Genomic DNA, 26,138 nt, shown 5'->3' on the forward strand with positions numbered 1-26,138 from the left:
TGATTGCTATTGCCATCAAGTTTCAATAAGCTGTCAATTCGCGACCAGCGTCTTTACAAAGGGAGTCACCTAGTCAATAATGAGAATCGTTATCGAATTTAGGCTAACCCCTCAGTATTGGAGTGATGGCAGTTTAAGTCCGTGTGAGTATCGTGAACGAGGAACCTAGTAATCGTGTCTAATTTGTGGTGGAGCGCCCTAACGGGAAGTGCCAGTCTTTTAAGTCTCCTGACCCTGTCTAACGTTGCCCATGGTCAGCAACTCTCAGTCGAGGAGTTGAGTCTCCCCGATTCGTCGCGGTCGTTAGACCAGGTCACATCCGTCTCGCAGCTTTCCGATGTGCAGCCGACGGACTGGGCGTTTCAGGCGTTACAGTCTTTGGTAGAACGCTATGGTTGTATCGCCGGTTATCCTGATGGAACCTTCCGGGGCAACAACTTCATGACTCGTTTTGAGTTTGCTGCCGGTCTGAATGCCTGTTTGGATCAGATTGTGGCCATTGTGGGTGGAGGGGATACTCTCGATCCGAGTGATTTAGCAACGATTCGCCGCTTACAGGAAGAATTTGCCGCTGAATTGGCCACTCTGCGGGGCCGAGTCGATGGCTTGGAGGCCCGCACCGCTGAACTCGAAGCCAATCAATTCTCTACGACCACCAAACTAAATGGTGAAGTTATTTTCGCCCTCTCGGATACCTTTGGTGCTGCTGTTGGGGAGTCCAGTGGTGACCCAACTCAAACTCAATTTGGTTATCGGGCCCGGCTCAACTTTGATGCTAGTTTCACGGGCCGCGATCGCCTGCGGGTCCGTCTACAAGACCGCAACTTGGTCAACTTTGGCACCGGGAACACCGGCACCAACATGACGCGTCTGGGCTTTGCTGGAACTACTGATGGCGTTGAGTTAGCGCGTCTGGCTTATCGTTTCCCCATCACAGATAACATCCGAGGCTATCTCTCGGGAACGGGTCTGAGTGCGGAGAATATCTCCGATGCCATTTCACCCATCGCCAGTGGTGGTGCTGGGGCCCTTTCTCGCTTTGGTCGCTACAACCCCGTGTTCCGTCTTAGTAGCGGTGCAGGTGTGGGATTACAGGCGAGTTTTGGAGATTTGGGGCTGGATTTAGGCTATCTGGCTGGAAATGCCAATAACCCGACTCCTGGAAATGGTTTCTTCAACGGCGAGCAGGGGGTTTTTGCGAACGTCACCTACTCCCCCTCCAATAACTTCAATCTTGGGGTCTTTTATGACCGCCATCACTTCCCCGGTGGACAGGTAAACCTCTCGGGTAGTACGGGGAGCCGTCGTGCCACGAATCCCTTTGGGAGTGATGTGGCGGTGGGGGCTGATACCTTGGGAAGTCAGTTCCGTTTAGGACTTGGGGCAATCGACCTATCCGGTTGGGTTGGCTTTACTTGGGCCAATGCTCAAAATAATGGTAATGGCTTTGAGTCGGGCGATCGCGCTGAAGTCATTAACTACGCTCTGGCCCTGACGGCCCCGGATTTAGGCGGTCCAGGAAATCTAGCTGGTTTGGTGGTCGGGGTTCCCCCTCAAGCGACGCGGGTTCAACGCTCAGATCCGGCTCTGCTGGGACAAGAGGATACGGATACCTCGTTACACATTGAGGCCTTCTATCGCTATCGCCTCAGCGACAACATTGCCATTACCCCTGGGTTCTTCGTGGTCACGAACCCAGAACATAACAGCAATAACGAAGCTCAATGGGTCGGGACTATTCGGACGACCTTTAGTTTCTAAGTCTTAACAGTTTCTAAAGCTTGATATCCATGGTGACTCAGGTTGCTATGGATGTCATTTTTCTCTCAACACCTAGCAGGCGGGCTAATATAGCCCGCTTTTTTGGTGGGAGAGTGCTACCAAACCCGAATGACGCTGGGAATTTCCGCCACGGCTTCGAGTTGGGAGATACTGGCTAAGGCGGCCCGGAAATCTCCTTCACGGACATGATGGGTCACCAGGACAATTTCAGCTAACTGGTCGCTCAAACCAATCTGAACAATGGATTCTAAACTCACGTCATGATTGCCAAAACAGGTTCCTAGTTGACCAATCACCCCTGAAGAATCTTGAGTTTTGACTCGGACATAGAAGCGTGTCACCGAGTCCTCCATGGGGGCGATCGCACAGAAATGTTGGTGAGTGCAACTGAGGAGGGGATGAGGAATTGGCTCGGTTTCGGTTTTCAGGATGGCGGCGATATTGAGGATATCGGAGACCACAGCACTGGCGGTGGCCCCGGCCCCGGCCCCTGGACCAAAGAACATCACTTGTCCGAGGGGTTCCCCTTCAACCAAGATGGCATTAAACACACCATCAACACTGGCCAAGGGATGGGATTTAGGGAGTAGGGTGGGATGGACTTTTAGGGAGAGTTTTTGAGGAGTTCCATCGTTACTGTTTTCCGGGATGTCTTCTTGGGCGATCGCCAAGAGTTTAATAATAAAACCCAGTTTTTCGGCGTAGTCGATTTCCGTGGAACTAATGTGACGAATTCCCTCGCAATGAACATCCTCTAGGCGAATGCGGCCGCCAAAGGCTAACGAGGCCAAGATGGCAATTTTATCAGCCGCATCGAGGCCATCTACATCAGCGGTGGGGTCAGCCTCCGCATAGCCGAGCCGTTGTGCATCAGCGAGAACGTCCGCAAAGTCCGCTCCCTCATTTTTCATGCGGGTGAGGATATAGTTGGTGGTTCCGTTGACAATCCCGGTGACTCGTTTGATGCGATTGACCCCCAAGGCTTGTTTGAGGGGTTGAATCACGGGAATGCCACCACCGACAGCGGCTTCGAGCATCACGTACACGCCTTTAGCGTTGGCGGCGTCGAAGATTTCATCGCCATGACGGGAAATGACGGCTTTGTTGGCGGTGACGATATGCTTTCCGTGGGCGATCGCCTTGAGGATGAGCGATCGCGCCGGTTCAACCCCGCCAATGAGTTCGACAATAATATCCAGGTCAGGGTTACTGACGATCGCCTCTAAGTCTGTGGTGAAGATCGAACTGGGTAAGTCCACTGCTCGGGGTTTATCGAGCGATCGCACCCCCACTTGAGCAATCTCCAACTCTGTGAGGAGGGGATGACGGCCTGAGGGGTCTGTTAGGATTTGTGCCGTTCCTGTGCCAACTGTACCTAATCCGAGTATACCGACTTTATATGTCACAACTTACGATTCGTTTTGACGACGGGGGTGAACTCTCAAACTCCCTAGTAATCAGGGTTCGAGTCCCTTAAAACTTTACCACAAAACCCCTCCTGCTTTCCGGGTTCAGTTTGAGAATGAGTCTCAAATTGCTGGAGATGGATCGGGACTGAACCCGAAGGGCGATCGCCCTGTGTCAAAATATCAGTGGGAATAGAAGTCCTCCTAGACCCCGGTGCATCAAGTCCTCTGATGGTATTTTATCGAAAATTTTGGGTCTAAAACCCCGTCCTTCTAGGACGGCTTTTGACAATCCTGCTTTTTTGTGCCAAGATTGTCCGCACAACCGATGCCAACGGTGCGATGCTTGTTCTTGAGTTCAAAATCAAAGGGAAGCCCCACCAATACGCGGCGATTGACGAAGCGATCCGAACCGCACAGTTCGTTCGCAACAAGGCACTGCGCTATTGGATGGATACCCCTGGGGTCAACAAATACGACCTCAATAAGTACTGTCGGGTACTCGCCCGAGAGTATGATTTTGCTAGAGAACTCAACAGCACGGCTCGTCAAGCTTCAGCAGAACGTGCTTGGTCGGCAATTTCTCGATTTTTCGAGAACTGTCGCCAGTCTGTTCCTGGCAAGAAAGGATATCCCAGGTTCAAGAAAAACAGTCGTTCTGTCGAGTACAAAACTTCCGGTTGGAAGTTACTCGACCCCAAACACATTGTCTTTACCGACAAGAAGAATGTCGGGCGACTGAAGCTAGTTGGAACCTGGGATTTGGCATTTTACGGTATCGAACAAATCAAGCGGGTTCGACTGGTTCGCAGAGCCGATGGCTATTACGCTCAGTTCTGCGTCAAAGTAGAGGTTCGAGAAGAACTCAAACCGTCAGGAAATACCGTGGGTTTAGATGTCGGACTCCTTGAGTTCTACACCGATTCCAACGGGGAGTGCGAACCGAACCCGAGGTTTTACCGAAACGCCGAGAAAAAGCTGAAACGCGCTCACCGAAGGGTGAGCAAAAAACAGAAAGGCTCTGCTAACCGAAAAAAAGCCGTCAATCGACTCAGACGAGTACACCTCAAAATAAGTCGGCAACGTGAGGAACACGCCAAGAAACTGGCGCGTTGCGTAATCCGATCTAACGATTTGGTAGCCTACGAAAATTTGAGGATTAAGAATCTGGTGAGAAACCACTGTCTCGCCAAGTCGATTCACGATGCTGGTTGGTATCAATTTAGGAAATGGTTGGAGCATTTTGGAGTGAAATTCGGCAAGATTACCGTGGCGGTGAATCCTGCCTATACCTCTCAAAAATGCTCGAGTTGCGGCACGGTGGTCCAGAAAAGTCTTTCGACTCGAACTCACGTTTGTCAGTGTGGGTGCGAGTTGGATAGAGACCACAACGCAGCCGTCAACATTCTGAATGCTGCCTTAAGTACGGTAGGGCATACCGGAACTTGGGTCGATGACCCAAACGCTTCTGGAGATTTGACCGCTACTTTGGCTGGTGCAAACCTGTCAGGGCAAGTCGGATCGTTGAAGGAAGAATCCCCACGCCTTTAGGCTGGGGAGTGTCAATGCTAAATCCTGTTGTCAACCTTTGGGAGTCCCCTACCGTGAAGCTCTTGTTAAACGCCACTGTTCTTTCTCGGAGTTTCTCGACGGCGATGATGATGGCCACCGTCCTGGTTGTGTCTGCCCCAAGCTGGGGCCGTCCTCACCCCCAGCCGGACAACCAACTCGCTCAACAGTCCCGAGATCTCAATGTCTCTCGTCCATTGTTACGGATTGGCAGCAATGGGTCTGAGGTGCGGGAACTCCAGGCAATTTTACAACTGATGGGGTTTTATGGCGGTACAGTCAATGGGGAGTATGGAGAACAGACCGCTAGAGCTGTCTCAGCCTTCCAGGAAGCTGCCGGAATTGAGGTAGATGGCGTGGTTGGGGGCCAGACCTGGAGTCGGCTGTTTCCGCCCCTACCGCTCGGGGGAGTGGCCAGGCCAGTTGATGACCCCGTTAATCTAGACTCAGCACCCGTCAGTTCGAATCAATGGCTACCTAGTCCTGAAGCGAATGGTACGGCCTTATCGGGGAGTTCCCTGTCGACTCCCCCGAGTCGTAATTTACCGCTGTTGTCACGGGGGGCTGAGGGGTCAGCGGTGGTTGAACTACAACTACTTTTACAGGATTTGGGGATCTATCAGGGTGAAATTGATGGCATCTATGCAGGGGCGACTATCACCGCTGTGGAACGGTTCCAATCCCGTTCAGGGCTGACGGTTGATGGGGTGGTGGGACCGATGACGTGGAATGCGTTGTTGGGGTATTGAGGGGGGAGAAGGCAGTAGGCAGTAGGGTGTTGATGTTGGGGATGTCTCGGGAGCAGTTGCGGGAGATTGGCCGTCATGGGGAAAGGACTTATCCTCATGAATGCTGTGGCCTGCTGTTGGGAACTTATGATGAACGACAGGCTCGGGTAATGGAGGTTTGGCCGGCTGAGAATGCTTGGGATGAGTCGGCGGCGGTTCAGTTTGAGGAGGTTGAGGATTGGAATACTCAGGAACGTCGCTATACGATTGCCCCAGAACTGATGTTGGCGGCTCAGAAGACGGCCCGTCATCGCCAATGGCGGATTTTGGGGATTTATCACTCCCACCCCAATCATGAGGCGGTTCCTTCGGAGTGCGATCGCCAGTGGGCTTGGCCCGAGTATTATTATTTGATTGTTTCTGTCCGCGATGGGGTGGCTGGGGACAGTCGCTGCTGGCGGTTAGATGAGGACCATCGGTTTCAAGGGGTTCCCTTGCAGCTCGACTCAGCCGGAGATGCTTAACTTTTGGTAAGGGGATAGATGGGGGGCGATCGCAGTCGCTAGAATAATAGACTGGACGATATACGTTCTCGACTCTACAAGTCTTAGACCCATTACCATGCTCAATCCAAACTTAGAGCAAATTCAACTGACCAATGCGGACTATGAACGCTATTCTCGCCATCTAATCCTGCCTGAAGTGGGCCTAGAAGGGCAGAAGCGTCTGAAAGCTGCCAAAGTTCTCTGTATCGGCACGGGCGGACTCGGTTCTCCGTTGTTACTCTATCTGGCGGCGGCGGGCATCGGCACTCTGGGCATTGTGGATTTCGATGTTGTGGACAACTCGAACCTACAACGCCAGGTGATTCATGGAACCTCCTGGGTGGGGAAACCGAAAATTGAATCAGCCAAGACTCGCATTCATGAGATTAACCCCGATTGTCAGGTCAACCTCTATGAAACTCGCCTCTCGTCGGAGAATGCCCTAGAGATTATTGAACCCTACGATATCGTGGTGGATGGAACGGATAACTTCCCCACCCGCTATCTGGTCAATGATGCTTGTGTGTTGCTCAATAAACCCAATGTCTATGGCTCGATTTTCCGCTTTGAGGGCCAGGCGACGGTGTTTAACTATGAGGGGGGCCCCAATTATCGAGACTTATATCCTGAACCTCCACCGCCGGGAATGGTTCCCTCTTGTGCCGAGGGAGGCGTTTTAGGGATTTTACCGGGAATGATTGGGGTGATTCAGGCCACGGAAACCCTGAAGATTATTCTTGGCCGTGGCACAACCCTAAGTGGACGTCTTCTACTGTATAATTCTTTAGAGATGTCGTTTCGTGAGTTGAAGTTACGACCGAACCCGGAACGCCCCAAAATTGACAAACTCATTGATTATGAGCAGTTTTGTGGCATTCCCCAAGCTAAAGCGGAGGAAAATAAACAAAAGATGGATCTTCAAGAAATGACGGTCTCGGAACTGAAAAGCCTCATGGATAGTGGTTCCGATGATTTTGTGTTGGTGGATGTTCGTAACCCCAATGAGTACGAAATCGGTAAAATTGACGGTTCAACCTTGGTTCCGTTGCCTGAGATTGAGGATGGGAAAGGGGTTGAGACGATTAAGTCGATGCTCGACGGCAAGCGTCTGATTGCTCATTGTAAACTCGGAGGCCGCTCGGCTAAGGCGTTATCCATTCTTAAGGAAGCGGGCATTGAGGGAATCAACCTCAAAGGTGGGATTGCTGCCTGGAGTGAGGAAATTGATGCCTCGGTGCCGAAATATTAAGGAATGTAGCGGTCTTGTCCGCATTCTTTTTCACGTCTGCGGTGTCGCGTCTCGGGTGTCATGGCTGAAGCGGTGACACCTTCCCTTGGCGGCAACGCCTCCTGAAGCCTGGGAGGACGAGGGAGGCGACAAAAGAAAAGACCCTTAGATGGTTTAACCCCAGTTCTCCAAGACTGGGGTTTTTTTCGGGACAAAGTTTGTCATGATTTCTTGTTTTTTTGGTCAAAATTTGCTGACATTAACCACGTTTTTGCCCTGTATTCCATTTCTTAAGAATCGATAAATTTTGTAAAGATTAAAGATTTTGTCGTTTAAGTTACAGATAGTTGAGAGAATTATTGTGATAGAGATCGCTGAATTTAAGCGATCCCTATCACGAGTTTAGGCGATCCCAATTACCTCATGAGGCGATCGCAATTACCGACTTACCGGTATCAGATCGCCGCAGGTTGACGGAACTTAAGCCACCATTAAAGAAATAGAAGATTTTCTTAAGATAATGACCAATTCATTTTTACCTTCACTACCGACCTTATCTGACTTTTTCTTCCAAGTTTGGGAAAATGGCAAGCTCACCAAAGCTGATCGCCTGCAACTGCGGTCGTACCTACTGAGCGATCGCCTCACGGAAGCGGACTACACCCTGCTCAACCGTCTTCTCCACGCCGTGCGTCGCGGTTGGGTTTCTTGCACGGGCGATCGCCGAGATGGGTAGGGAAGTTGCTAAAATGGAGGATTAGAACGTTGCCCTAGTACGGCCTGTGACCCAATCCCCCCAACAGAAACAGCAAAGGAAAACAGGCGATGTTTAATGCCACCCAGTTACTCATCGACCGTTTTGTCCCCAAACTCCAGGAGAACTACCACCGCACCTATGGAGGGTTAAAGTCCGACTATGCCGAGATTATCGGCTGGGCGGGCGGTATGGCCCTTGAAAACATCGCCAATAGTGATGCCCTCTATCACAACGTGGAGCACACCATTTTTGTCACCCTCGTGGGACAGGATATCTTGCGAGGGCGACATATCCGCGAGGGAGGTGTCTCCTGTGAAGACTGGCTACACTTCACCATCGCCTTACTCTGTCATGACATTGGTTATGTCAAAGGGGTTTGTCGCAAAGATGACCCCACCCGGCGTTTATACTCAACGGGCATTGACGACACCATGGTTCATCTGGTTCCAGGGGCGACGGATGCGGCACTGACTCCCTATCATGTTGATCGCGGCAAGCTTTTTATTGATGAACGCTTTGGCGGTCATCGTCTCATTGATGCCGAACTCATCCGTAGCAGTATGGAACTGACGCGGTTTCCCGTTCCCGCTGGGGAAGATCATCAAGATACCTCCAACTTACCGGGATTAGTCCGGGCGGCGGATCTCATCGGACAACTCAGTGACCCCCGGTATCTACAAAAAATTAGTGCCCTCTTCTATGAATTTGAAGAAACAGGAACCAATAAGGCCCTAGGCTACAAAACCCCTGGAGATTTACGCAATGGCTATCCCAAGTTTTATTGGCATGGCGTGTATCCCTATATCAAAGATGGGCTGAAATACCTAGAAGTGACTCAAGAAGGGAAACAAATTGTCGCCAATCTCTTTAGTAATGTCTTTCGCGTTGAACATGCAGCGGTCTGATTCTGAACTCGGCTGGTTGGTCTCTATGGCCGCGTCTTCGATGGCTGTGAGCCTCAGCCGGGGTCTGCCAATTGCCCTCAAAGATTCACGATCTTGTCACTAGAGCAGATCTGCTGTCACACTAGGATCAGAGAAAGTAGGTGAGGCAGTTGCGAACTGGCGGGGCATTGCTTTAGCCAGTTTGAGGAAAGTCCGGACACCCGAAAGACCGAACTTGCTGGGTAACGCCCAGTGCGCGTGAGCGTGAGGAAAGTGCCACAGAAACATACCGCCTTGAAGGATGTCGCGGCTTGCCGATGCGTCTTCAGGGTAAGGGTGCAAAGGTGCGGTAAGAGCGCACCAGCAGTATCGAGAGGTACTGGCTCGGTAAACCCCGAGTGGGTGCAAGGTCGCCGGAACCAAGGTTGGTCTTTTACCGGTTCCGAAGTTGGAGAACCGCTTGAGGCGTTTGGTAACAAACGTCCCAGATAGATAACTGCCCCTCTCATCGTTTTCGACGATGGGAGAGAACAGAACCCGGCTTACGACTACTTTCTCTATTTTTTAGTCTCGCCTCTGTTTAATCCGCCTGATTCCTCCCCCACACCCTATGGTCCCTCTGCATCCCCGTCGTCAAGACGCTTTACATCAATTTATCCTCAAGTTGGGGTTAGAACCCGACCCCCGCATTAATTGGGATCTCTTGGATATCGCTTTAACCCATCCGACGATTTCCCCCACTCGCAACTATGAACGTTTGGAGTTCATCGGCGATGCGGCGATTCGTCTGGCCTCAGCCGAGTTTCTCTGGGAGAGTTACCCCGAGGCCAAGGTAGGAGACTATGCGGCCATTCGTTCAGTCCTGGTGAGCGATCGCACTCTGGCAGATATTGCCGAGTCTTATGGCTTTCAGCGTTACTTGTTAGTTGGAGGAAGTGCGACTGGGGATAAAGCTGGCTATCGTTCCCGGTTAGCGGATGCCTTAGAGGCGGTGGCAGCGGCCCTGTATCTGAGCAGCCATGATACGACCTTGGTGCGCCCTTGGTTGGATAAACCGTTTCGTCCCCTGGCGGAGGAAGTGCGTCAAGATCCGGCTCGGCAAAACTATAAGGCGGCGTTGCAAGAATGGACTCAAGGTCACTATCGGCAACTTCCAGACTATCGTGTGGTGGAACAGGTCACCCGAGAACATAATAGCGATCGCCGCTTCGCCGCTGAGGTTTGGCTCAATGACCGCTGTCTAGGCCAGGGAACGGGGCGATCGATTAAGGCGGCGGAACAGGCGGCGGCCCGAGAGGCTTTTGTGGCCTTATCTCAGGCTGAAAATCCCCAACAATCCCCCGTCTCCCAAGCGTAAACGATTGCAGCTCACCGTTTCAGCAGAGGTTATGACAGGCATTATTATCATTGGCGCGGGTCGTTGGGGCAATCACCTGATTCGCAATATCTTAGAGCATCCGAAAGGGGATTTGCTGGCGGTGGTCGATCGCGATCGCCAACGGTTAGAGGCGGTCAATCAACGCTTTAACCTCAAAGCTGCTGGGGTGAGGTTGAGTGAAGATTGGCACGATACCCAGGACTTACCTGCTCAGGGAATCATTGTGGCCACCCCCGCCACAGACCATGAAAGCACCATCCGCGAGGCTCTTGAACGAGGCTATCATGTCTTGGCAGAGAAGCCTCTAACCTTGGAGTCCGACACGGCGATCGCCCTGTGGGAGTTGGCCCAAAAGCAGCAACGACTGCTCAATATTGACCATACCTATCTCTTCAATCCTGATGTGGAACGAGGGGCCGAGGTCTTGCGTCAAGGTCGTCTTGGGGAACTTCGCTATGGCTATGCGGCGCGCACTCATCTGAGTCCCGTTCGCTATGATGTCGATGCTCTCTGGGATTTAGCCATCCACGATATTGCGATTTTTAATCACTGGTTGGGAGAGTTTCCGGTTCAAGTCCAGGGAACGGGCAAAATTTGGCTGCAATTCCAAGGAGATGGAGCCTCGCGGCATCTGTTCCCCGATGGTTTGGCAGATTTGGCCTGGGCACGGTTAGTCTATCCCAGTGGGGTGGAGACCACCATTCATCTGTGTTGGGCGAACCCCGATAAACAACGACGTTTAGCGGTGGTTGGCAGTGCCGGAACTCTGGTGTTTGATGAATTGGCGGCGACTCCCTTAACCCTGATTCAGGGGCAACTGACCCAGGATGAGACAGGAATTTGGCAGCCCAGTGCCGTCACTCCAGAAGCCATTGAGGTGGCTCCTGGGGAACCCCTGCGACGGGTCTGCGATCGCTTCCTGGAGGGGATTGAAACTGGCCAAAGCTGCGATCGCTCCTCTGGTTGGGTGGGGGCGCAGTTGGTGCGGGTGTTGGAGAGCCTATCTCAGTCCTGTCGAGAGGGGGGTCGGCTAATAAATCTGTCTTAAAGCTCTTGGATTGGGCAGTACGTCCGCTAGAATTCAAAGCAACTGCGTTAAAGAGCCTTGAAGCTCCTAATACCATGAAATTTCCTCTTGCTTTTCTTCCCCTAGCTCTGACAACTGCATTAATGGGGGGTAATGCGGCGATCGCTCAGTCTTATCCTAACGACGCTCATGTCTGCACCCCTGGCCCCCGCTTGAACCTGCGGGAAGCCCCCGGAGGTCGGGTATTGACCATTCTCGACAATCAGACCTCCATCGAGCGAGTTGCCCCCCCAGCCGGGAACTGGCAGCCGGTAGCGGCTTCGGACTATCGTGGCTATGTTTGGTCGGAGTATGTCTGTGATGGGGACGCCGATGAGCCAGTGGCTCAACAACCCGCGAGGACAGCACGATTTCAACCGGCGATGTGTCCCGATGTGAGTTTAGCGCGGAATGTGGTCGCTCCCGATGGTCTGAATGTCCATCGCTCCAATAATCCCAACAGTGAGATTGTCCGATTTCTCAGTGAAGGGGCCGCGATTATTCTCGGGAGTACCAACCCCAGCATGGATGAAGCGGGTCATATCTGGTTACCTGTTGAACAGCCAGCCATGGGCTATATTCGCGTGGGACGGGACGGGGTGGTTGATAAGATTGGGAACTGTACCCGTTTCTATTCCAACGACAACAACAACTAAGACTTAAGAGCAACGGTGTCTCAACAACAACGACAACAGTTTCGGGCCCTGGGCAATAAAACCTATCTCAATTATGGCGGTCAGGGGCCTCTATCTCAGCCAGCGATGGACGCTATCCATCAAGCCTATGAGTGGGTGCAACAGATTGGTCCCTTTTCCGCTCAAGCCAATGCTTGGGCCCAGGATTGTGCTAAGGGGACAAGGGAGGCGATCGCCCAGGAGTTGGGGGCAACAGCGGACACCATTGCTCTGACGGAGGATGTTACCGTCGGCTGTAACATTGCGCTGTGGGGGATGGATTGGCAGCAGGGCGATCGCCTTCTCATGACTGACTGCGAACATCCGGGGGTGGTGGCGACGGTGAAGGAACTTCAATATCGCTTTGGTATTGAGGTGGACATTTGCCCGGTTCAAGCCACCCTCAACACGAACAACGCGGTTGAGGTGATTGCGGCCGCTTTGACGCCGAATACCCGTTTAGTGGTGTTGAGTCATATCCTCTGGAATACAGGACAGGTGTTACCCCTCCGTGAGATTGTGGAGGCTTGTCGCCGGGTGCAAACCCGGTTTGGGGAGCCGATTCGCGTCTTAGCCGATGCGGCTCAGTCAGGAGGCTTGTCGCCGGGTGCAAACCCGGTTTGGGGAGCCGATTCGCGTCTTAGCCGATGCGGCTCAGTCCGTGGGAGTGTTACCCCTAGAGTTAGCTGCCTCTGGGGTAGATTATTATGCCTTTACCGGTCATAAATGGCTTTGTGGGCCTGCTGGAGTGGGTGGGAGCCTCTGGGGTAGATTATTATGCCTTTACCGGTCATAAATGGCTTTGTGGGCCTGCTGGAGTGGGTGGGTTTTACTGTCACCCTGAGGCCATGGCCAGTTTGCGCCCCACCTTTATCGGTTGGCGCGGCATTACCATGGATGGAATCGGCAATCCCACCGGCTGGAAACCCGATGCGCAACGCTATGAGATTGCCACGTCGGCCTATCCGTTATATGTGGGGTTACGGGAGGCGATCGCCCTTCATCGGAGTTGGGGAACAGCAAGGGAACGCTATCAGCAAATTTGCCGCAATAGTGAACGACTTTGGCAAGGGTTAGGGGAGATTTCCCAGGTCACCTGTTTACGGACGGCCCCCCCGGAGGCGGGGTTAGTCTCCTTTGTGTTGGAGTCAGGGAAACACAAGGGCCTGGTACAGTTTTTGCAGGAGCAAGGGGTGATGGTACGGACGATTCTCGACCCCAGTTGTGTCCGGGCCTGTGTCCATTACTTCACGGATGAGGGGGAGATTGGGGAGGTATTGCAGCAGATTCGTCGCTTTATCGAGGGCAATTGACGGTAGGGTGCGTCCCGGCATCAATTGAGCTGAAACTTTGACCCAAGATTTGCAACTTGCCGGAACGCACCGCTTTCCCAGATTAATGATAGACCAAACAGTAGGATGCATCCCGGCATCAATGGATCTTAAACCTTGACCCAAGATTTGAAACTTGCCGGAACGCACCGCAGATGGATTGATGGGGGTGTTTGCTTGGGGATGATGCGTTGCGGCAAGTTTAGGATTTTTTGGACACCGCCAACCTCAACTGATGCCGCAACGCATCCTACCGATTGACCCACCGATTAACCTACCGATTAAATGCCCCAGTCAAGAGAATAAATGCCTTGTTGAATAAATCGATGAACGCTTGACCAGGGCCAATCGGTGGGAGATTGGCACAATTGATGTTTAACCGGATTGATGTGAATATAATCGCAATAGGCGGCAAATTCTTCTTCATCTCTCACCCGGTGTTCCCAAAACCGCCGCTGCCATAAATTGCGTTCCCGACGGGCTTCTCGGGATGGGGTTGTTTTTGTATTCAAATTTAATTGATCACCAATTGAACGTGTCATGTAGCTTTTCAGCAAACGCATTCGCGTCGATAAATCTCCATCATTTTCTGGTAACGTCCATAGACCATGGAAATGGTTAGGTAACAAGACAAAGGCGTCGATTTCAAAAGGACGTTTTCGGCGAACTTTTGTGATTGCCTCTCGCAAGGCCAAACGAGCTATATCACGACACAACCAAGGCTGGCGATCGCAGGTCACCTGTGTTATAAAATACGTGGCCCCGTTCCAAGGTTTCCGCCGATAATTTGCCATCTCATTTTAGGAATGATAGACCAAACGGTAGGGTGAGTCCCGGCACCAATCCATTTTAAACCTTTTCCAGGTTAATAATACAGCCAACGGTAGGGTGCGTCCCGGCATCGAGCCATTTTCAACTTTGACCCAAGATGTCCAACTTGCCGGAACGCACCGATGGCCCGGGTTAATAATACAGTCAACGGTAGGGTGCGTCCCGGCATCGAGCCATTTTCAACTTTGACCCAAGATGTCCAACTTGCCGGAACGCACCGATGGCCCGGGTTAATAATACAGTCAACGGTAGGGTGCGTCCCGGCATCGAGCCATTTTCAACTTTGACCCAAGATGTCCAACTTGCCGGAACGCACCGATGGCCCGGGTTAATAATACAGTCAACGGTAGGGTGCGTCCCGGCATCGAGCCATTTTCAACTTTGACCCAAGATGTCCAACTTGCCGGAACGCACCGATGGCCCGGGTTAATAATACAGTCAACGGTAGGGTGCGTCCCGGCATCGAGCCATTTTCAACTTTGACCCAAGATGTCCAACTTGCCGGAACGCACCGATTTCCCGGGTTAATAATACAGCCAATGGTAGGGTGCGTCCCGGCATCGATCCATCTTAAACCTTGACCCAAGATGTCCAACTTGCCGGAACGCATCGATTTCCCGGGTTAATAATACAGCCAATGGTAGGGTGCGTCCCGGCATCGATCCATTTTAAACCTTGACCCAAGATGTCCAACTTGCCGGAACGCACCGATTGGCGCCGGGGATGATGCGTTGCGGCAAGTTTATGATTTTTCTGACACCGCAAACCTTGACTGATGCCGCAACACATCCTACCGATTTATTAACACCGATTTATTAACGATGTTAAATGGATTCATCCTGCACCCGTTCCCGACAAAACCGTTCAATTAGAGGAACCTGAAAACAGAAATTATCCCCCTCCCGTGTCAAAATTTCGCGCTCGATTAGCTTGCGTTGGACTTTAGAATTGACCGTAACCGCATCGGTGCTGAAGAGTTCTCGGATACAGTCCCGTTCCGCCTCACTTAAACTGCGCGTCCATAACTCGTTAAAATAGCCTTTTGCCATTTCCAAGGCATCAGCAACCACAGCATCAATGTCAGCAGCCGTGGCCTTTCTCAGCGGTGAATTGTCCTCAGACCGGCCAGAACGCTCTTGATTGAGGCGATCGACCAATACCGTACAAACTAATTGCGTTAAATAGGGTTGGCACCGAGTCCAGTGAAGAATCCGATTCACCGCCTCTGGTTCGTAAATCTCCGGGAACTCTGACACTGGATGACAGATTAACTCCCGGGCCTCCGTCTCTCGTAGATAGGTCATTCGCAGGGATTGGCTATTGATGAGATAGTCACTCCAATAGTCCTCTAACTCATCAAGGGTATGAGAACCACTAAACAGCACTACCCAACGCTCATGATTCTGGAAGGTACTACGCAGAAAGTTGAGCGGAACTCGACTGTTGGTGGCCGCCACCACTTCCCGGAGTCGTTCAAATTCATCCAAGCAGAGGAGAAAGCGTTTTTGTTGAACCGTCGTTTCAATCCGCTTGAACCAACGCCGCAGTTCCCGAAAGGGATCGACCTCCAGTTCCTCTCGGTTAATGGCTGGCAGTTGTAGGTTACGGTTAACCCGGGCCGACTTGGTGATTTGTGCCGCAAAGCCTTCTGCCACCCCCGGCAGGCTGGTGGCTTCGGCAATACCCTGACAGTCAACCAGGAGGGGAATCAGATCGCTCCCCACTCGCCGGGGCAGATATTTCAAAGCGGAGGTTTTGCCTGTGCGTCGTCCCCCATAGAGGAGCAAAATGGGGGCTTGATCAGCTAGGGCAACGGTTTCTAGGGCCTCGAAGATATCCTGACGACCTTTAAACCGTCCCTCGGAGGTTCTGGGGTCGAGGGCAGATCCAGTGATATAAGCTGGGGGAATCTCACCCCGACGGTTTGCCTCTTCTCCCCAACTGCGTTTTGCCTGATTTACCAGTCCTTGCCAACGCTGTACAGTAGCGCCAAAGAGGGGGGCGATTTTGGCATTGTCCGGCAGGTTTAGGGATTGTTGCAGGGTTTGCAGTTTCTCAATAGGTTCTCTGAGGAGTTCCACTTTGCGGTAGGGAGAACTCCCCTGTTGAGCGGCGCGGACATCACGACTAATATCCAAGAGACTGGGGAGGATAGACCCCAGTTGGCGGGGAGGTGGGGAGGGAATCCAGGCCAGGGTGTCGACAATGTTGGCAATGTCACTGAGGCGATCGCAGCGACGGGTGGAATCAGCGGCAATCCCCACCATAGCCTCAAGGACAACTCGTTGCTGGTTCGTGGAACTCGACAGATAGTCGAGGGTGTCCTGAGTCGCCTGGGGACTTTGGCCATAAGCCTCAATCAGAAATTCAGTTAGAAACGGCAGGGGCAGAAAAATAACTTGATCGAAGTAAGGGGGTAAGTATCGTAACCATTGCGCTTCTTCTCCCTTCCGGACAAGTCCTTGCAGTCCCATCATCCAGAGAACTTCGGGCAACCAAAAGTAAATGCGAAATAAGCCTAAGAAATACGCCACGCCGAACGCCACGCCGAACGCCACGCCGAGCACCACGCCGAGCACCACGCCGAGCACCACAGGTAATAACAATTGGATTATGGGTATTGCCCCTGCCCAGAACTCAAACCAGGGTTGCATTAATTCTGGAAATAATCTTCCCATCAATAAATTGAACCCTAGGAAAACAAGACCAGGTAACCATGTAAAAATCATCAAAATGACTGTCCACCTAGTCAGGTTATTATAATATTTCTGAGCTAAATAAAGCCCCATTACCCAACCCACCAAAAACAATGCACTGTCTAGAAAACTGAACGCTTCTCCAGATATGCTAGAATATAGAACCGCCACTCCTAGGGTTATCAAAATTGGCGTAATAATGTTGATATGAACAACTTGTTGAGCATAAGTCTTAAGTTTGGGCTTACTCGAAAACTTGGCTCGATGCTCAAAAGGATTATCAACAAGACTAAGATCGGAGTCGATTGCCTTAAGATATTGATTCAATGTATAAGGCTTAAAGAAAGACCAGTAAAGAATCTGACAGCAACGTTTAAGATAGTCCAAGATTAGGGAAACTCCTATAATTTTACTACTTGAAAAACTTAGATAGCCATTCTTGAATCTCATCCCAGGAAACCCTCCCTGAGACTCCCGATATGAAGATAATTAGGATAACCATTCCCACAGCCCACTGTTTAAATTCTTTACGCTGACTGCCGAGAAACCCAGCCCAGACTCCCAGCCGTCGAGGAAAGTTCCAAACAATCCATCCTAAGGTTACACCTAAACCCATCCATTGAAAGCCCGTGGAGGATAATGTTTTAGCGTTACGATCGAAGTATTGTTTTGCCCATTTTCCCGACAAACCCTGTTGTTGAGCAGTCCAGAGAGAATCTGCCGCCAGTTGTAAGAGATACGGATGGCACTTTCCCCAGTTTAGGGTCAGTTTTTGCTGGTAGTCACTTAACGCCGGAACGGCATCATCTGAGGTCGATTCAGGCAAACGAGCAACCGCTTTAGCTTCAACCTTTGTCAACTCTTCCAGAGTTATGCTATGCCCAATATTTCCAAAAAATGAGGTATAGTAAAGCTTGGGTAAAAGCTTGTCCAAGGACTGACGGCTAGCCATGATCAACATCAGATCATTGTAGTCTATTAGCGACCGTAAATTCTCATAAAATTCCAAATCAAAGCTTTCTGTTTTCTTGCATAAATCATCAAATGAGTCTAAGCATAAAACAGGCAAAACTCCTAATTCTGTACAGTCACGAATGGCTTGCGAAAAACTATGGCGATTGAGGGGTCTGGCTTCCAATCGGGACTTGACGTGATCTAGTTGAGACCTCGGCCACTGAAGTATTTTGTGCTTTGGTAGGGCATCGATAAGTTTATCGGCAATATCCTCGTATAACTTAGGTTCTGAGTCGTAGGCTTTGACGGAGAGATAGACCATCGCATAGTGTTTAGGATTTATCCCTTTACTTTCCAGTCTCTCCTCGTAAGTCTGATAGAGATGATAGAGCAAAGAGGATTTACCGATGCACTTGGCTCCTACTAGACTAATGCTGGTGGGTTGAGTGCCAATCATGCGGTTGAGGATCAGATCGAGTTCTTGCTGCCGGCCCACGAAAAAGCGAGGGTCTTTAATCATTGAGCCGGCAATGAAAGGACAATCCGCAGTCATCGGGGTTAAGAGGATAATTTGCTCTCTAGGGTAACAGCATTTGTTGGCAGATCGGGAGGCAGAGCCTCCAGGGGAGCGTGTCATGGCTGAGCCATAACACGAGATGAGGATAAACGGTAGGGTGCGTCCCGGCATCAATTGAGCTGAAACTTTGACCCAAGATTTGAAACTTGCCGGAACGCACCGATGGCCGCTGATTCATTATCCCGCCGATGGATTGATGGGGGGGGTTGCCGGGGGTGATGCGTTGCGGCAAGTTTTAGATTTTTCTTACACAGCCAACCTTGACTGATGCCGCAACGCATCCTACCGATTCACCGTCGTACCGATTCACCGTCGTCCCGATTCATCGTCGTACCGATTGACTATCCGTAAAAACCCCCCAGTCTCATTCAGAAACTGGGGGGTTAAAGTTTAACCTAAGCCTATCTACAGACTCGGCACAAACTGTTCTTTCTCAGGAACATGAGTGTATTCCGCCACAATCTGCCGGAACTCTTCACCATCGATGGTTTCCTTCTCCACCAACAGATCCACCAGACGATCCATCACCGCGCGGTTGTTACGAATCAGGCTGCACGCCTCCTCATAACATTGTTCCACGATCGCCCGCACCTGAGCATCAATCCGAGAGGCGATATCCTCCGAATACTCCGAGCGTGTCATCAAATCACGACCTAAGAACACCTCAGAGGACTGACTCTCCAGAGACATGGGACCGAGATCCGACATTCCGAAGCGAGTTACCATCTGACGAGCCATGTTCGTCACTTGTTGCAAGTCATTCCCTGCCCCCGTGGTGACTTCTGCATCACCGAAAATCACATCTTCAGCAGCACGTCCCCCCAAGGCCCCAGAAATACGAGCGCGAATCTGAGACCGAGAAATTAGGGTTTGGTCTTCCGAGGGGACAAACCAGGTTAGACCTCGGGCTTGGCCACGGGGAACCAGGGTAACTTTCTGCACCGGGTCATGGTCTTTAACCAGAGTTCCCACGATCGCATGGCCCACCTCATGATAGGCAATCAGCCGCTTGCTCTTACTATCGACGAGCGGCGTTCCTTCCATCCCGGCGACCACCCGGTCTACTGCATCGTCAATCTCGGCCATGGTGACGGCTTCCTTACGACGACGTGCTGTGAGAATGGCGGCTTCATTGAGAAGGTTGGCTAAGTCTGCCCCCGTGAAGCCAGGAGTACGACGGGCGATCGCATCCAACGACACGGACGGATCTAACTTCTTGTTACGAGCATGGACATCGAGAATCGAGAGACGACCGCGAATATCCGGGGCATCCACCGACACCTGGCGGTCAAAGCGACCGGGACGTAACAGCGCCGAATCGAGCACATCGGGGCGGTTGGTTGCCGCAATAATAATAATTCCCGTATTGCCCTCGAACCCATCCATTTCGGTCAGGAGTTGGTTCAGGGTTTGTTCCCGTTCATCATTACCACCACCGATGCCAGCACCCCGTTGACGACCGACGGCATCAATCTCATCAATAAAGATGATGCAAGGGGCATTTTCTTTAGCTTTCTTGAAGAGGTCGCGCACCCGAGACGCACCCACCCCGACGAACATCTCCACAAATTCCGAACCGGAGATGCTAAAGAAGGGCACACCCGCTTCACCGGCGATCGCCTTCGCCATGAGAGTTTTACCGGTTCCCGGAGGGCCAACTAACAGTACCCCCTTAGGAATCCGCGCACCCACAGCGGTGAACCGTTCAGGTTTCTTGAGGAAGGTCACAACTTCTTGTAATTCCTCTTTGGCTTCATCCACACCCGCCACGTCATCAAAGAGAATGCCGGTTTTGGCTTCCATTTGGAAACGGGCCTTGGATTTACCGAAGTTCATGGCTTGTCCTGGGCCACCGGGAGCATTGCTCGAACGGCGGAACAAGAAGAACAAACCAGCAATCAGCAGAATCGGGAAAATGAGATTCCCCAACACGCCCCAGATTGCTCCATCATTGCGAGGAGGATGGGTATCGAGGCTAACATTGGCCTCCCGCAGTCGCGTAATGAGTTGCGGGTCATTGGCGGGAAGGTCAACCCGCAACCGTTGCAGGCGGTTATCGAGGTCAAGGTCCCGTGCTTCGACAATGGCTGTCCGACCTCCTTCATAGAGGTCTACACTGGTCACCCGTCCGGCATCGAGGTAGTCGAGGAAGCGACCATAGCTCATGCGGGTGGTCGCGGCATTACCGCCACTGGTGACGGCTGAGGACGAGAAGGCCCCCTGCCAAAGAAAGAAACCAATGACCAATAATGGCATAGCCCACAGCAGGGCGACTCTCCAAGAAAATTTCATAATCAGTTATCTCCGATTGCGGCAACGATTATTTTTAGATGCGTTTTCATTTCATAATCTTAACTAAATGTAACATAACTTCGGGGAAAGGGGGAAGAAGGGAACAGGGAACAGGGAACAGGGAACAGGGAACAGGGAACAGGGAACAGAAAGGACGTAGGGGCGTACCCTTGTGGTCGCCCTCTTCCGGCAATAGGCAATAGGAAAGAGAACGAGTAAAGCTAGTCATATTAATCAGGACTAAATTTATACGAAAAACACGATTATTTAAAGCATTTCTGTCGTTTGTATTGTACTTTTTTAAGTGTCTGCAACAAAAAACCGGAGCCGGAGTGTTACACTCCTGACTCCGGTTTTGGTAAAGTTTGAGTTGAGGCTTAGACCTAGACTTCCACAGCCACCTTAGAATCCTTAGAGGTGAGACGCTCGTAGGTTTCACGCATCTTCAGACCCGACAGAAGCTGGAACAGACCCGTTCCATCATTCGCACCTGGGTACTCCTTATGTTCGAGGAGCAGGTGAGCGAGTTCACCGTAGTACTTCGTAGAGGTATTGCTCAGATGGCCCTCGACGTAAATCATCTCTTCGAGGTTGTCGAAGCGTCCATCGACTTCTAAAACCGATACATCATGTCCGTAGTAGGTATCGGGACCGTAGAACAGACGCAGTCCGGGATAGGAGCAGGTCAACTTGCGACCGCAGGGGGTCCAGTTAATGGTTGACCCTTCATCAAAGAGATAGGCCGGTTCTAGGCGGTCAACGTCATTGCGTTGAATCAGACGCACCCGGAGAACCTTACGCTCTTTGTCGTCTTTGATTAGATTCGTCGGCAGAATCTGAATCACGATATCCGCATGTTGTTTCTGCGGGTCAATGTATTGCTCGAAGTCAGGCCGACGAGACTCAATTGAGGCGAGAACGTCCTCATAGGTATGACCCCGTTCTGCCATGTCCCGTTGAATCTTCCAGGCGATCTTCACCTCGTCACTGATGTCGAGGTAGATACTAAAGTCCAGCAAGCCACGAACTCGCTCGTCATACATCGGGTGCAACCCCTCGATGACGATGATTTTATTGGGGTTAATTCGTTCAGGAGGATCGAGTTCTCCGGTCTCGTGGTTGTAAATGGGTTTGTCAATGGGGTTGCCTTCTTTCAAAGACTTGATCTGCTCGTACATCAGATCAAAGTTGTTGGCGCGAGGGTCGAGGGCCGTGACCCCAGCAGCTTTGCGTCCTTTACGGTCTAAGCTGTGATAGTCATCTAGACAAATGACGGTCAACTTCTCTTTACCGAATAAATCGGAGAGTCGGCGCAAAAACGTAGATTTCCCACAACCCGAATCTCCTGCGACACCAATAAGAACCACGCGATCTGGCTTCATGCTCATAAGTTTCCTCTATCGACACATGTGACGTACTCCCGGCGCTGACCGTTTAGGCGTTGCAGCACAGGCTTTTTCTCCCAGGACGGGATTTGCTTTTTTATAGTGAGGCGACCCCTCGGATATGATTGGGTATCATACCCTCGCCCAACCCCACTGTGTTTAACAAGTCTACCCGAGTTGACATCTCTTGGCATTTTGGTCCCACACCGAGGCGCTATCCCTCCCGACGCTCACCGGTTCGGTAGAACGCGGGATTCCCGCGCCAACGTAAAAGGTTGGTTAAGTGCCAGCGATCGCATCAACGATTCGATCGCCAATGACAACCGAGACATCCTGCTTCCCTTGCCGAAGCCGACCGAAACTAAGTTTCTCTTGGTCTAACTCAGCCTCCACAGGCATAACCCAGTCTTCCACAGGGTTGTCCAAGTTTTCAACAGACGCCTGGCTGTCGTGCTTCGAGTTGGTGTGACAACTCAATCAGCAGTCTACCACAAGTCTAGGCTCACAATTAATCTCGATGGGCATCCAAAATCAGAACCCACAAGACCCTTGAAGACTCTCCTCAATTCGGCAGACAACTCAACAGACAATCCGATTGCCTGTGGGCAAGAACCTGTATTTGTCTTTTAAGTATTTAGTACCACTTGTGGGACAAATTCTAGCAAAAGGGGAGGGCCCCTACAAGTCTACAGGGATTTTTCTGAGCTGGCGTTTGTTCAGGCTGATGTCTAAGCAACAAAACTTTGAAGGCCCTGACTCGCTCTTATGCTACTGTCGTTGTTTGAGGGGGTCAAAAAACGCACCCACTCCGGTACGCTAGTGACATGGGTGGGCTGCCAAATGGCGCTTTTCCCTCACCGACTTTTCATCTATGTCTGACCTTCCTTTTACTCTGGATCAGCTACGCATCCTCAAGGCGATCGCCTCGGAGGGGAGCTTCAAGCGGGCCGCTGATAGTCTGTATGTTTCCCAGCCAGCGGTGAGTCTTCAGGTTCAAAATTTAGAACGCCAGTTGGATGTGCCTCTGTTCGATCGCGGCGGACGACGGGCCCAACTGACGGAGGCTGGGTATTTACTGCTCAGTTATGGGGAGAAAGTTCTCACCCTATGCCAAGAAACCTGTCGGGCCATTGAGGATCTGCAAAATTTACAGGGGGGAACTCTGATTGTCGGGGCCTCCCAAACGACGGGAACCTATCTCCTCCCCCGCACCATTGGCGCGTTCCGACAACGTTACCCGGATGTGGCGGTGCAACTCCATGTCCATTCAACCCGCCGCACCTCTTGGAGTGTGGCCAATGGCCAGGTGGATTTAGCCATTGTCGGGGGTGAAGTTCCCACGGATTTACAGGATTCTTTGGAAATTATCCCCTATGCCGAGGATGAACTGGCTCTGATTTTGCCGGTCTCTCACCCCCTCTCTAAATTGCCCTCGGTTCATAAGGAGGAGTTGTATAATCTACAATTCATCGCTCTGGACTCTCAGTCAACGATTCGCAAGGTCATCGATCGCGTCCTGGCTCGCTGTGATATCGATACGCGCCGCTTAACCCTAGAGATGGAACTCAATTCCATTGAGGCGATTAAGAACGCGGTGCAGTCCGGTTTAGGGGCGGCGTTTGTTTCCGTTTCGGCGATCGAGAAGGAGTTAGAGATGGGGGTCTTACACCGGGCCACCATTGAGGAGGTGGTGGTGAAACGGACTCTCAATGTGATCTATAATCCCAATCGCTATCGCTCGAAAGCTGCTGAAGCCTTTATCACGGAGATTCTACCCTTATTCTCCAATCAGGAGCTTGACCCGAAACTTCTCGAACCCATCACCCGCGTCAAAGCCAATAGTAAAGCCAAAGATCCCCCAGCGGCCGAAACCCCAGAGGTGCAGGTCACGTCTGTGGCTGAATCCCTGGCCGACTCCAGCGATTCGGGTTCATAAGTCCTCGGTTTGGCTCTCATCGGTCTTTATTGTTGAGTCTCCCAGATGAAGAGTTGTGAAGAGACGAACGAGATTAAACATACACATTTTCAACGATCAAATCCCTAAAAAGTTTGATGAGTATTAACTGTCCGATTTCAATTGTCCATTGTTAGATTTATATTCCCCCGTATGTTGACGATCGCATTGCCGAAAGGCGCACTCTTGAAGGACAGTATTGCCTCCCTGAAGGCGGTTGGCTTGGATTTCAGCGGCTTCCTGGACTCCTCCAATCGCCAACTTCAGATGTTGGATGAGACGGGAACGGCCCGAGGGTTACTGGTACGGGCCTTGGATGTTCCCGTCTATGTGGAATATGGCCAGGCGCAATTGGGAATCGTTGGCTATGATGTCTTGCGGGAAAAACATCCCAATGTGGCCCAGGTAGCGGATTTAGGCTTTGGCGGTTGTCGTCTCTCGGTGGCGGTGAAGGCGTCGAGTCCCTATCGCAGTCCTCTGGATTTACCAATTCATGGCCGGGTAGCCTCGAAGTTTGTCACCTGTGCGCGGGACTATTTCCGCAGTTTGGATTTACCGGTGGAGATTGTCCCTCTCTATGGTTCCGTGGAACTTGGGCCGATTACGGGGATGTCTGAGGCGATTGTGGATTTGGTCTCGACGGGACGCACCCTGAAGGAGAATGGTCTAATTGAGATTGAGGTGCTGTTTGAGAGTACGGCCCGCTTGGTGGCCCATCCCCTGAGTTATCGCCTCAATCACGATGGTTTAGAGGAGATTGTCGAGAGGTTGCGATCGCAACAGAACCCTGTCACCGTGGGTTAAGTCTGTTAAGCCGTTGGCGATGGTGTCATCCGGCTCAAGGACACCCATCGCTAACCCCCACATTTCTGTTTAAGATAGAACTAGATAATCGGAGCGGAGGCGAGGCATGATGAGACTGATTCGATCTATTTTGGGAATTTTTGCTTACGGTGGTGCGGCATTATTTCTTCTGACTGCGATTTTTGGGCTGTTTGATGCCGAAGAAACCTTCCTCGTGAGATTTTTCGTATTTCTCTTTTGCTTAGGGTTCACTGCTGGCTTTGCGAAGTTGGGACAGTGGCTGATGCAACATCCTCCCCTCTTGGGTGCTAAACGTCAAAAATCCATTAAAGCCGAAGCCGAGGCTTCGACGGAAGCGGAACGGTTACAAAACGTCTTTTATGAGGTGGTTCAGAGGAACCGGGGTTCTGTGACGGTGATGCAGTTCGCGATCGCCTCGGGCCTGTCAGGAGAAGCAGCAAAAACCTACTTAGACCAGCAAGCTAAACAATTTGAAGCCACGTTCGAAGTCAGCGATAACGGCACGATATATTATCAGTTTCCCCTTTAAATAATTTTTGAATGCTCTCATTAACCGTTAACGTTCATAATGTCCACCAATCGCAAAAATATAGATATATTTGTCATCAAAGCTATAAATCAAGCGATCTTTCTTAGAAATTCGGCGTGACCACAATAATATAGATATATTTGTCATCAAAGCTATAAATCAAGCGATCTTTCTTAGAAATTCGGCGTGACCACAATCCAGACAGTTGATGTTTAAGCCGTTCAGGTTTACCTGTCCCCTGAGTTGGCTCACCTCGCAACAGTTCCTACAGACAGTTGATGTTTAAGCCGTTCAGGTTTACCTGTCCCCTGAGTTGGCTCACCTCGCAACAGTTCCTTGAGAAGCCGACAAAGAACTCGATGCTGTTTAGCATCATTTTGTCTTAGTTCTTCATAGATCAGCTAAGTATCGCCTTCAAAAACCAAGGATCTCATTCATTTCCTCGTTCGAAGGTTGATAGCCTTGTCCTTGATGATGGGTTGCCAAAGAACGAGCAATCTGTTGCATCAAGTGACTATTTTGCAGCACATTAAGAGTTTCTTGAAGTTGTTCCCAGTCTTTCGCTGCCATCACGACAAAATCTGAGCCGTTATCGCCCACAACCTTCAGCGGGGTTTGTCTAGACTGGGTACGAGCGAGATAGTCGGGGAGATTGTCGCGAAACTGATTGAGAGGGACAGTGTTCATGAGAGTTCTCTCAGTAACGATTAGCCTTAGTTTAACCGAAATTCTCAAGTGGTGGGCTAG

22 protein-coding genes, 1 other RNA gene and 1 pseudogene are annotated in these 26,138 nt (G+C 51.2%); 15 read left to right on the forward strand and 9 right to left on the reverse strand.

The genetic code is table 11. From position 1 onward, the window contains the following. Positions 1 to 174 precede the first annotated feature (174 nt). On the forward strand, positions 175 to 1,761 hold the full coding sequence (locus L855_RS12595) for an iron uptake porin (RefSeq protein ID WP_159788523.1): 1,587 nt from the start codon (positions 175 to 177) through the stop codon (positions 1,759 to 1,761). 116 nt (positions 1,762 to 1,877) lie between these two features. On the opposite strand, the gene L855_RS12600 is transcribed toward L855_RS12595, so the two are convergent. After that, positions 1,878 to 3,188 (reverse strand): homoserine dehydrogenase, encoded by a 1,311-nt coding sequence (locus tag L855_RS12600; protein ID WP_159788525.1) that lies wholly within the window; start codon positions 3,186 to 3,188, stop codon positions 1,878 to 1,880. A 342-nt stretch (positions 3,189 to 3,530) separates the two neighbouring features. Between L855_RS12600 and L855_RS12605 the strand changes: the two genes are divergently transcribed. From L855_RS12605 to L855_RS22870, 11 genes and pseudogenes are all read left to right on the forward strand, one after another. Further along, entirely contained in the window at positions 3,531 to 4,739 is a 1,209-nt protein-coding gene (locus L855_RS12605; RefSeq protein WP_159791093.1) for an RNA-guided endonuclease InsQ/TnpB family protein, read from the forward strand. A gap of 53 nt (positions 4,740 to 4,792) precedes the next feature. Next, positions 4,793 to 5,506 (forward strand): peptidoglycan-binding domain-containing protein, encoded by a 714-nt coding sequence (locus L855_RS12610; RefSeq protein WP_159788527.1) that lies wholly within the window; start codon positions 4,793 to 4,795, stop codon positions 5,504 to 5,506. Between the two features lie 41 nt (positions 5,507 to 5,547). Then, positions 5,548 to 6,009 carry a M67 family metallopeptidase gene (locus L855_RS12615; RefSeq protein WP_246198846.1) on the forward strand — a complete coding sequence of 154 codons (462 nt, stop codon included), beginning with the start codon at positions 5,548 to 5,550 and terminating at the stop codon, positions 6,007 to 6,009. A gap of 97 nt (positions 6,010 to 6,106) precedes the next feature. Continuing rightward, positions 6,107 to 7,279 carry a molybdopterin-synthase adenylyltransferase MoeB gene (moeB, locus tag L855_RS12620; RefSeq protein WP_159788531.1) on the forward strand — a complete coding sequence of 391 codons (1,173 nt, stop codon included), beginning with the start codon at positions 6,107 to 6,109 and terminating at the stop codon, positions 7,277 to 7,279. 499 nt (positions 7,280 to 7,778) lie between these two features. Further along, complete coding sequence (locus L855_RS12625; RefSeq protein WP_159788533.1) at positions 7,779 to 7,994, forward strand: hypothetical protein; 216 nt, start codon at positions 7,779 to 7,781, stop codon at positions 7,992 to 7,994. A gap of 89 nt (positions 7,995 to 8,083) precedes the next feature. Further along, the gene (locus L855_RS12630; RefSeq protein WP_159788535.1) at positions 8,084 to 8,920 is read left to right on the forward strand and encodes an Npun_R2479 family HD domain-containing metalloprotein; all 837 of its coding nucleotides are present in this window, start codon (positions 8,084 to 8,086) and stop codon (positions 8,918 to 8,920) included. Positions 8,921 to 9,053: 133 nt separating this feature from the next. Next, positions 9,054 to 9,458, forward strand: an RNA gene (rnpB, locus tag L855_RS12635) — RNase P RNA component class A. A 51-nt stretch (positions 9,459 to 9,509) separates the two neighbouring features. Then, positions 9,510 to 10,256 carry a ribonuclease III gene (gene rnc / locus L855_RS12640; protein WP_159788537.1) on the forward strand — a complete coding sequence of 249 codons (747 nt, stop codon included), beginning with the start codon at positions 9,510 to 9,512 and terminating at the stop codon, positions 10,254 to 10,256. 31 nt (positions 10,257 to 10,287) lie between these two features. Next, the gene (locus L855_RS12645) at positions 10,288 to 11,325 is read left to right on the forward strand and encodes a Gfo/Idh/MocA family protein (protein WP_159788539.1); all 1,038 of its coding nucleotides are present in this window, start codon (positions 10,288 to 10,290) and stop codon (positions 11,323 to 11,325) included. A 74-nt stretch (positions 11,326 to 11,399) separates the two neighbouring features. Beyond that, positions 11,400 to 11,999, forward strand: coding sequence for an SH3 domain-containing protein (locus L855_RS12650; protein WP_159788541.1), 600 nt, complete (start codon positions 11,400 to 11,402; stop codon positions 11,997 to 11,999). A 15-nt stretch (positions 12,000 to 12,014) separates the two neighbouring features. Continuing rightward, positions 12,015 to 13,330, forward strand: a pseudogene (locus tag L855_RS22870) (aminotransferase class V-fold PLP-dependent enzyme). 299 nt (positions 13,331 to 13,629) lie between these two features. Here L855_RS22870 and L855_RS12660 read toward each other — a convergent pair. From L855_RS12660 to L855_RS12680, 5 genes are all read right to left on the reverse strand, one after another. Beyond that, on the reverse strand, positions 13,630 to 14,142 hold the full coding sequence (locus tag L855_RS12660) for an REP-associated tyrosine transposase (protein WP_159788543.1): 513 nt from the start codon (positions 14,140 to 14,142) through the stop codon (positions 13,630 to 13,632). An 861-nt stretch (positions 14,143 to 15,003) separates the two neighbouring features. Then, complete coding sequence (locus L855_RS12665) at positions 15,004 to 16,773, reverse strand: nSTAND1 domain-containing NTPase (RefSeq protein ID WP_159788545.1); 1,770 nt, start codon at positions 16,771 to 16,773, stop codon at positions 15,004 to 15,006. A gap of 514 nt (positions 16,774 to 17,287) precedes the next feature. Beyond that, positions 17,288 to 18,382 (reverse strand): ATP-binding protein, encoded by a 1,095-nt coding sequence (locus L855_RS12670; protein WP_159788547.1) that lies wholly within the window; start codon positions 18,380 to 18,382, stop codon positions 17,288 to 17,290. 429 nt (positions 18,383 to 18,811) lie between these two features. Then, the gene (gene ftsH2, locus L855_RS12675; RefSeq protein WP_159788549.1) at positions 18,812 to 20,698 is read right to left on the reverse strand and encodes an ATP-dependent zinc metalloprotease FtsH2; all 1,887 of its coding nucleotides are present in this window, start codon (positions 20,696 to 20,698) and stop codon (positions 18,812 to 18,814) included. Positions 20,699 to 21,081: 383 nt separating this feature from the next. Next, on the reverse strand, positions 21,082 to 22,086 hold the full coding sequence (locus L855_RS12680) for a phosphoribulokinase (protein WP_159788551.1): 1,005 nt from the start codon (positions 22,084 to 22,086) through the stop codon (positions 21,082 to 21,084). 868 nt (positions 22,087 to 22,954) lie between these two features. On the opposite strand from L855_RS12680, the gene L855_RS12685 reads away from it, so the two are divergent. The 3 genes from L855_RS12685 (at position 22,955) to L855_RS12695 (ending at position 25,391) form a co-directional block, all read left to right on the forward strand. Then, positions 22,955 to 24,019: a LysR family transcriptional regulator gene (locus L855_RS12685; protein WP_159788553.1), complete on the forward strand. Its 1,065-nt coding sequence runs from the start codon at positions 22,955 to 22,957 to the stop codon at positions 24,017 to 24,019. A 171-nt stretch (positions 24,020 to 24,190) separates the two neighbouring features. Continuing rightward, complete coding sequence (hisG, locus tag L855_RS12690) at positions 24,191 to 24,841, forward strand: ATP phosphoribosyltransferase (protein ID WP_159788555.1); 651 nt, start codon at positions 24,191 to 24,193, stop codon at positions 24,839 to 24,841. A gap of 106 nt (positions 24,842 to 24,947) precedes the next feature. Continuing rightward, the gene (locus L855_RS12695) at positions 24,948 to 25,391 is read left to right on the forward strand and encodes a hypothetical protein (RefSeq protein WP_159788557.1); all 444 of its coding nucleotides are present in this window, start codon (positions 24,948 to 24,950) and stop codon (positions 25,389 to 25,391) included. Positions 25,392 to 25,418: 27 nt separating this feature from the next. Here L855_RS12695 and L855_RS22225 read toward each other — a convergent pair whose 3' ends face one another. From L855_RS22225 to L855_RS12705, 3 genes are all read right to left on the reverse strand, one after another. After that, positions 25,419 to 25,538, reverse strand: a complete 120-nt coding sequence (locus tag L855_RS22225; RefSeq protein ID WP_219729914.1) for a type II toxin-antitoxin system YoeB family toxin — start codon at positions 25,536 to 25,538, stop codon at positions 25,419 to 25,421. Further along, the gene (locus L855_RS22455; protein WP_343039277.1) at positions 25,495 to 25,650 is read right to left on the reverse strand and encodes a type II toxin-antitoxin system YoeB family toxin; all 156 of its coding nucleotides are present in this window, start codon (positions 25,648 to 25,650) and stop codon (positions 25,495 to 25,497) included. Before L855_RS22455 ends, L855_RS22225 begins: the two co-directional genes overlap by 44 nt. A 155-nt stretch (positions 25,651 to 25,805) precedes the next feature. Beyond that, positions 25,806 to 26,078 carry a type II toxin-antitoxin system Phd/YefM family antitoxin gene (locus L855_RS12705; RefSeq protein ID WP_159788559.1) on the reverse strand — a complete coding sequence of 91 codons (273 nt, stop codon included), beginning with the start codon at positions 26,076 to 26,078 and terminating at the stop codon, positions 25,806 to 25,808. Between the last annotated feature and the right edge of the window lie 60 nt (positions 26,079 to 26,138).

It is taken from the genome of Sodalinema gerasimenkoae IPPAS B-353 (assembly GCF_009846485.1).
In the GTDB taxonomy this organism is placed as follows: Bacteria; Cyanobacteriota; Cyanobacteriia; order Cyanobacteriales; family Geitlerinemataceae; genus Sodalinema; species Sodalinema gerasimenkoae.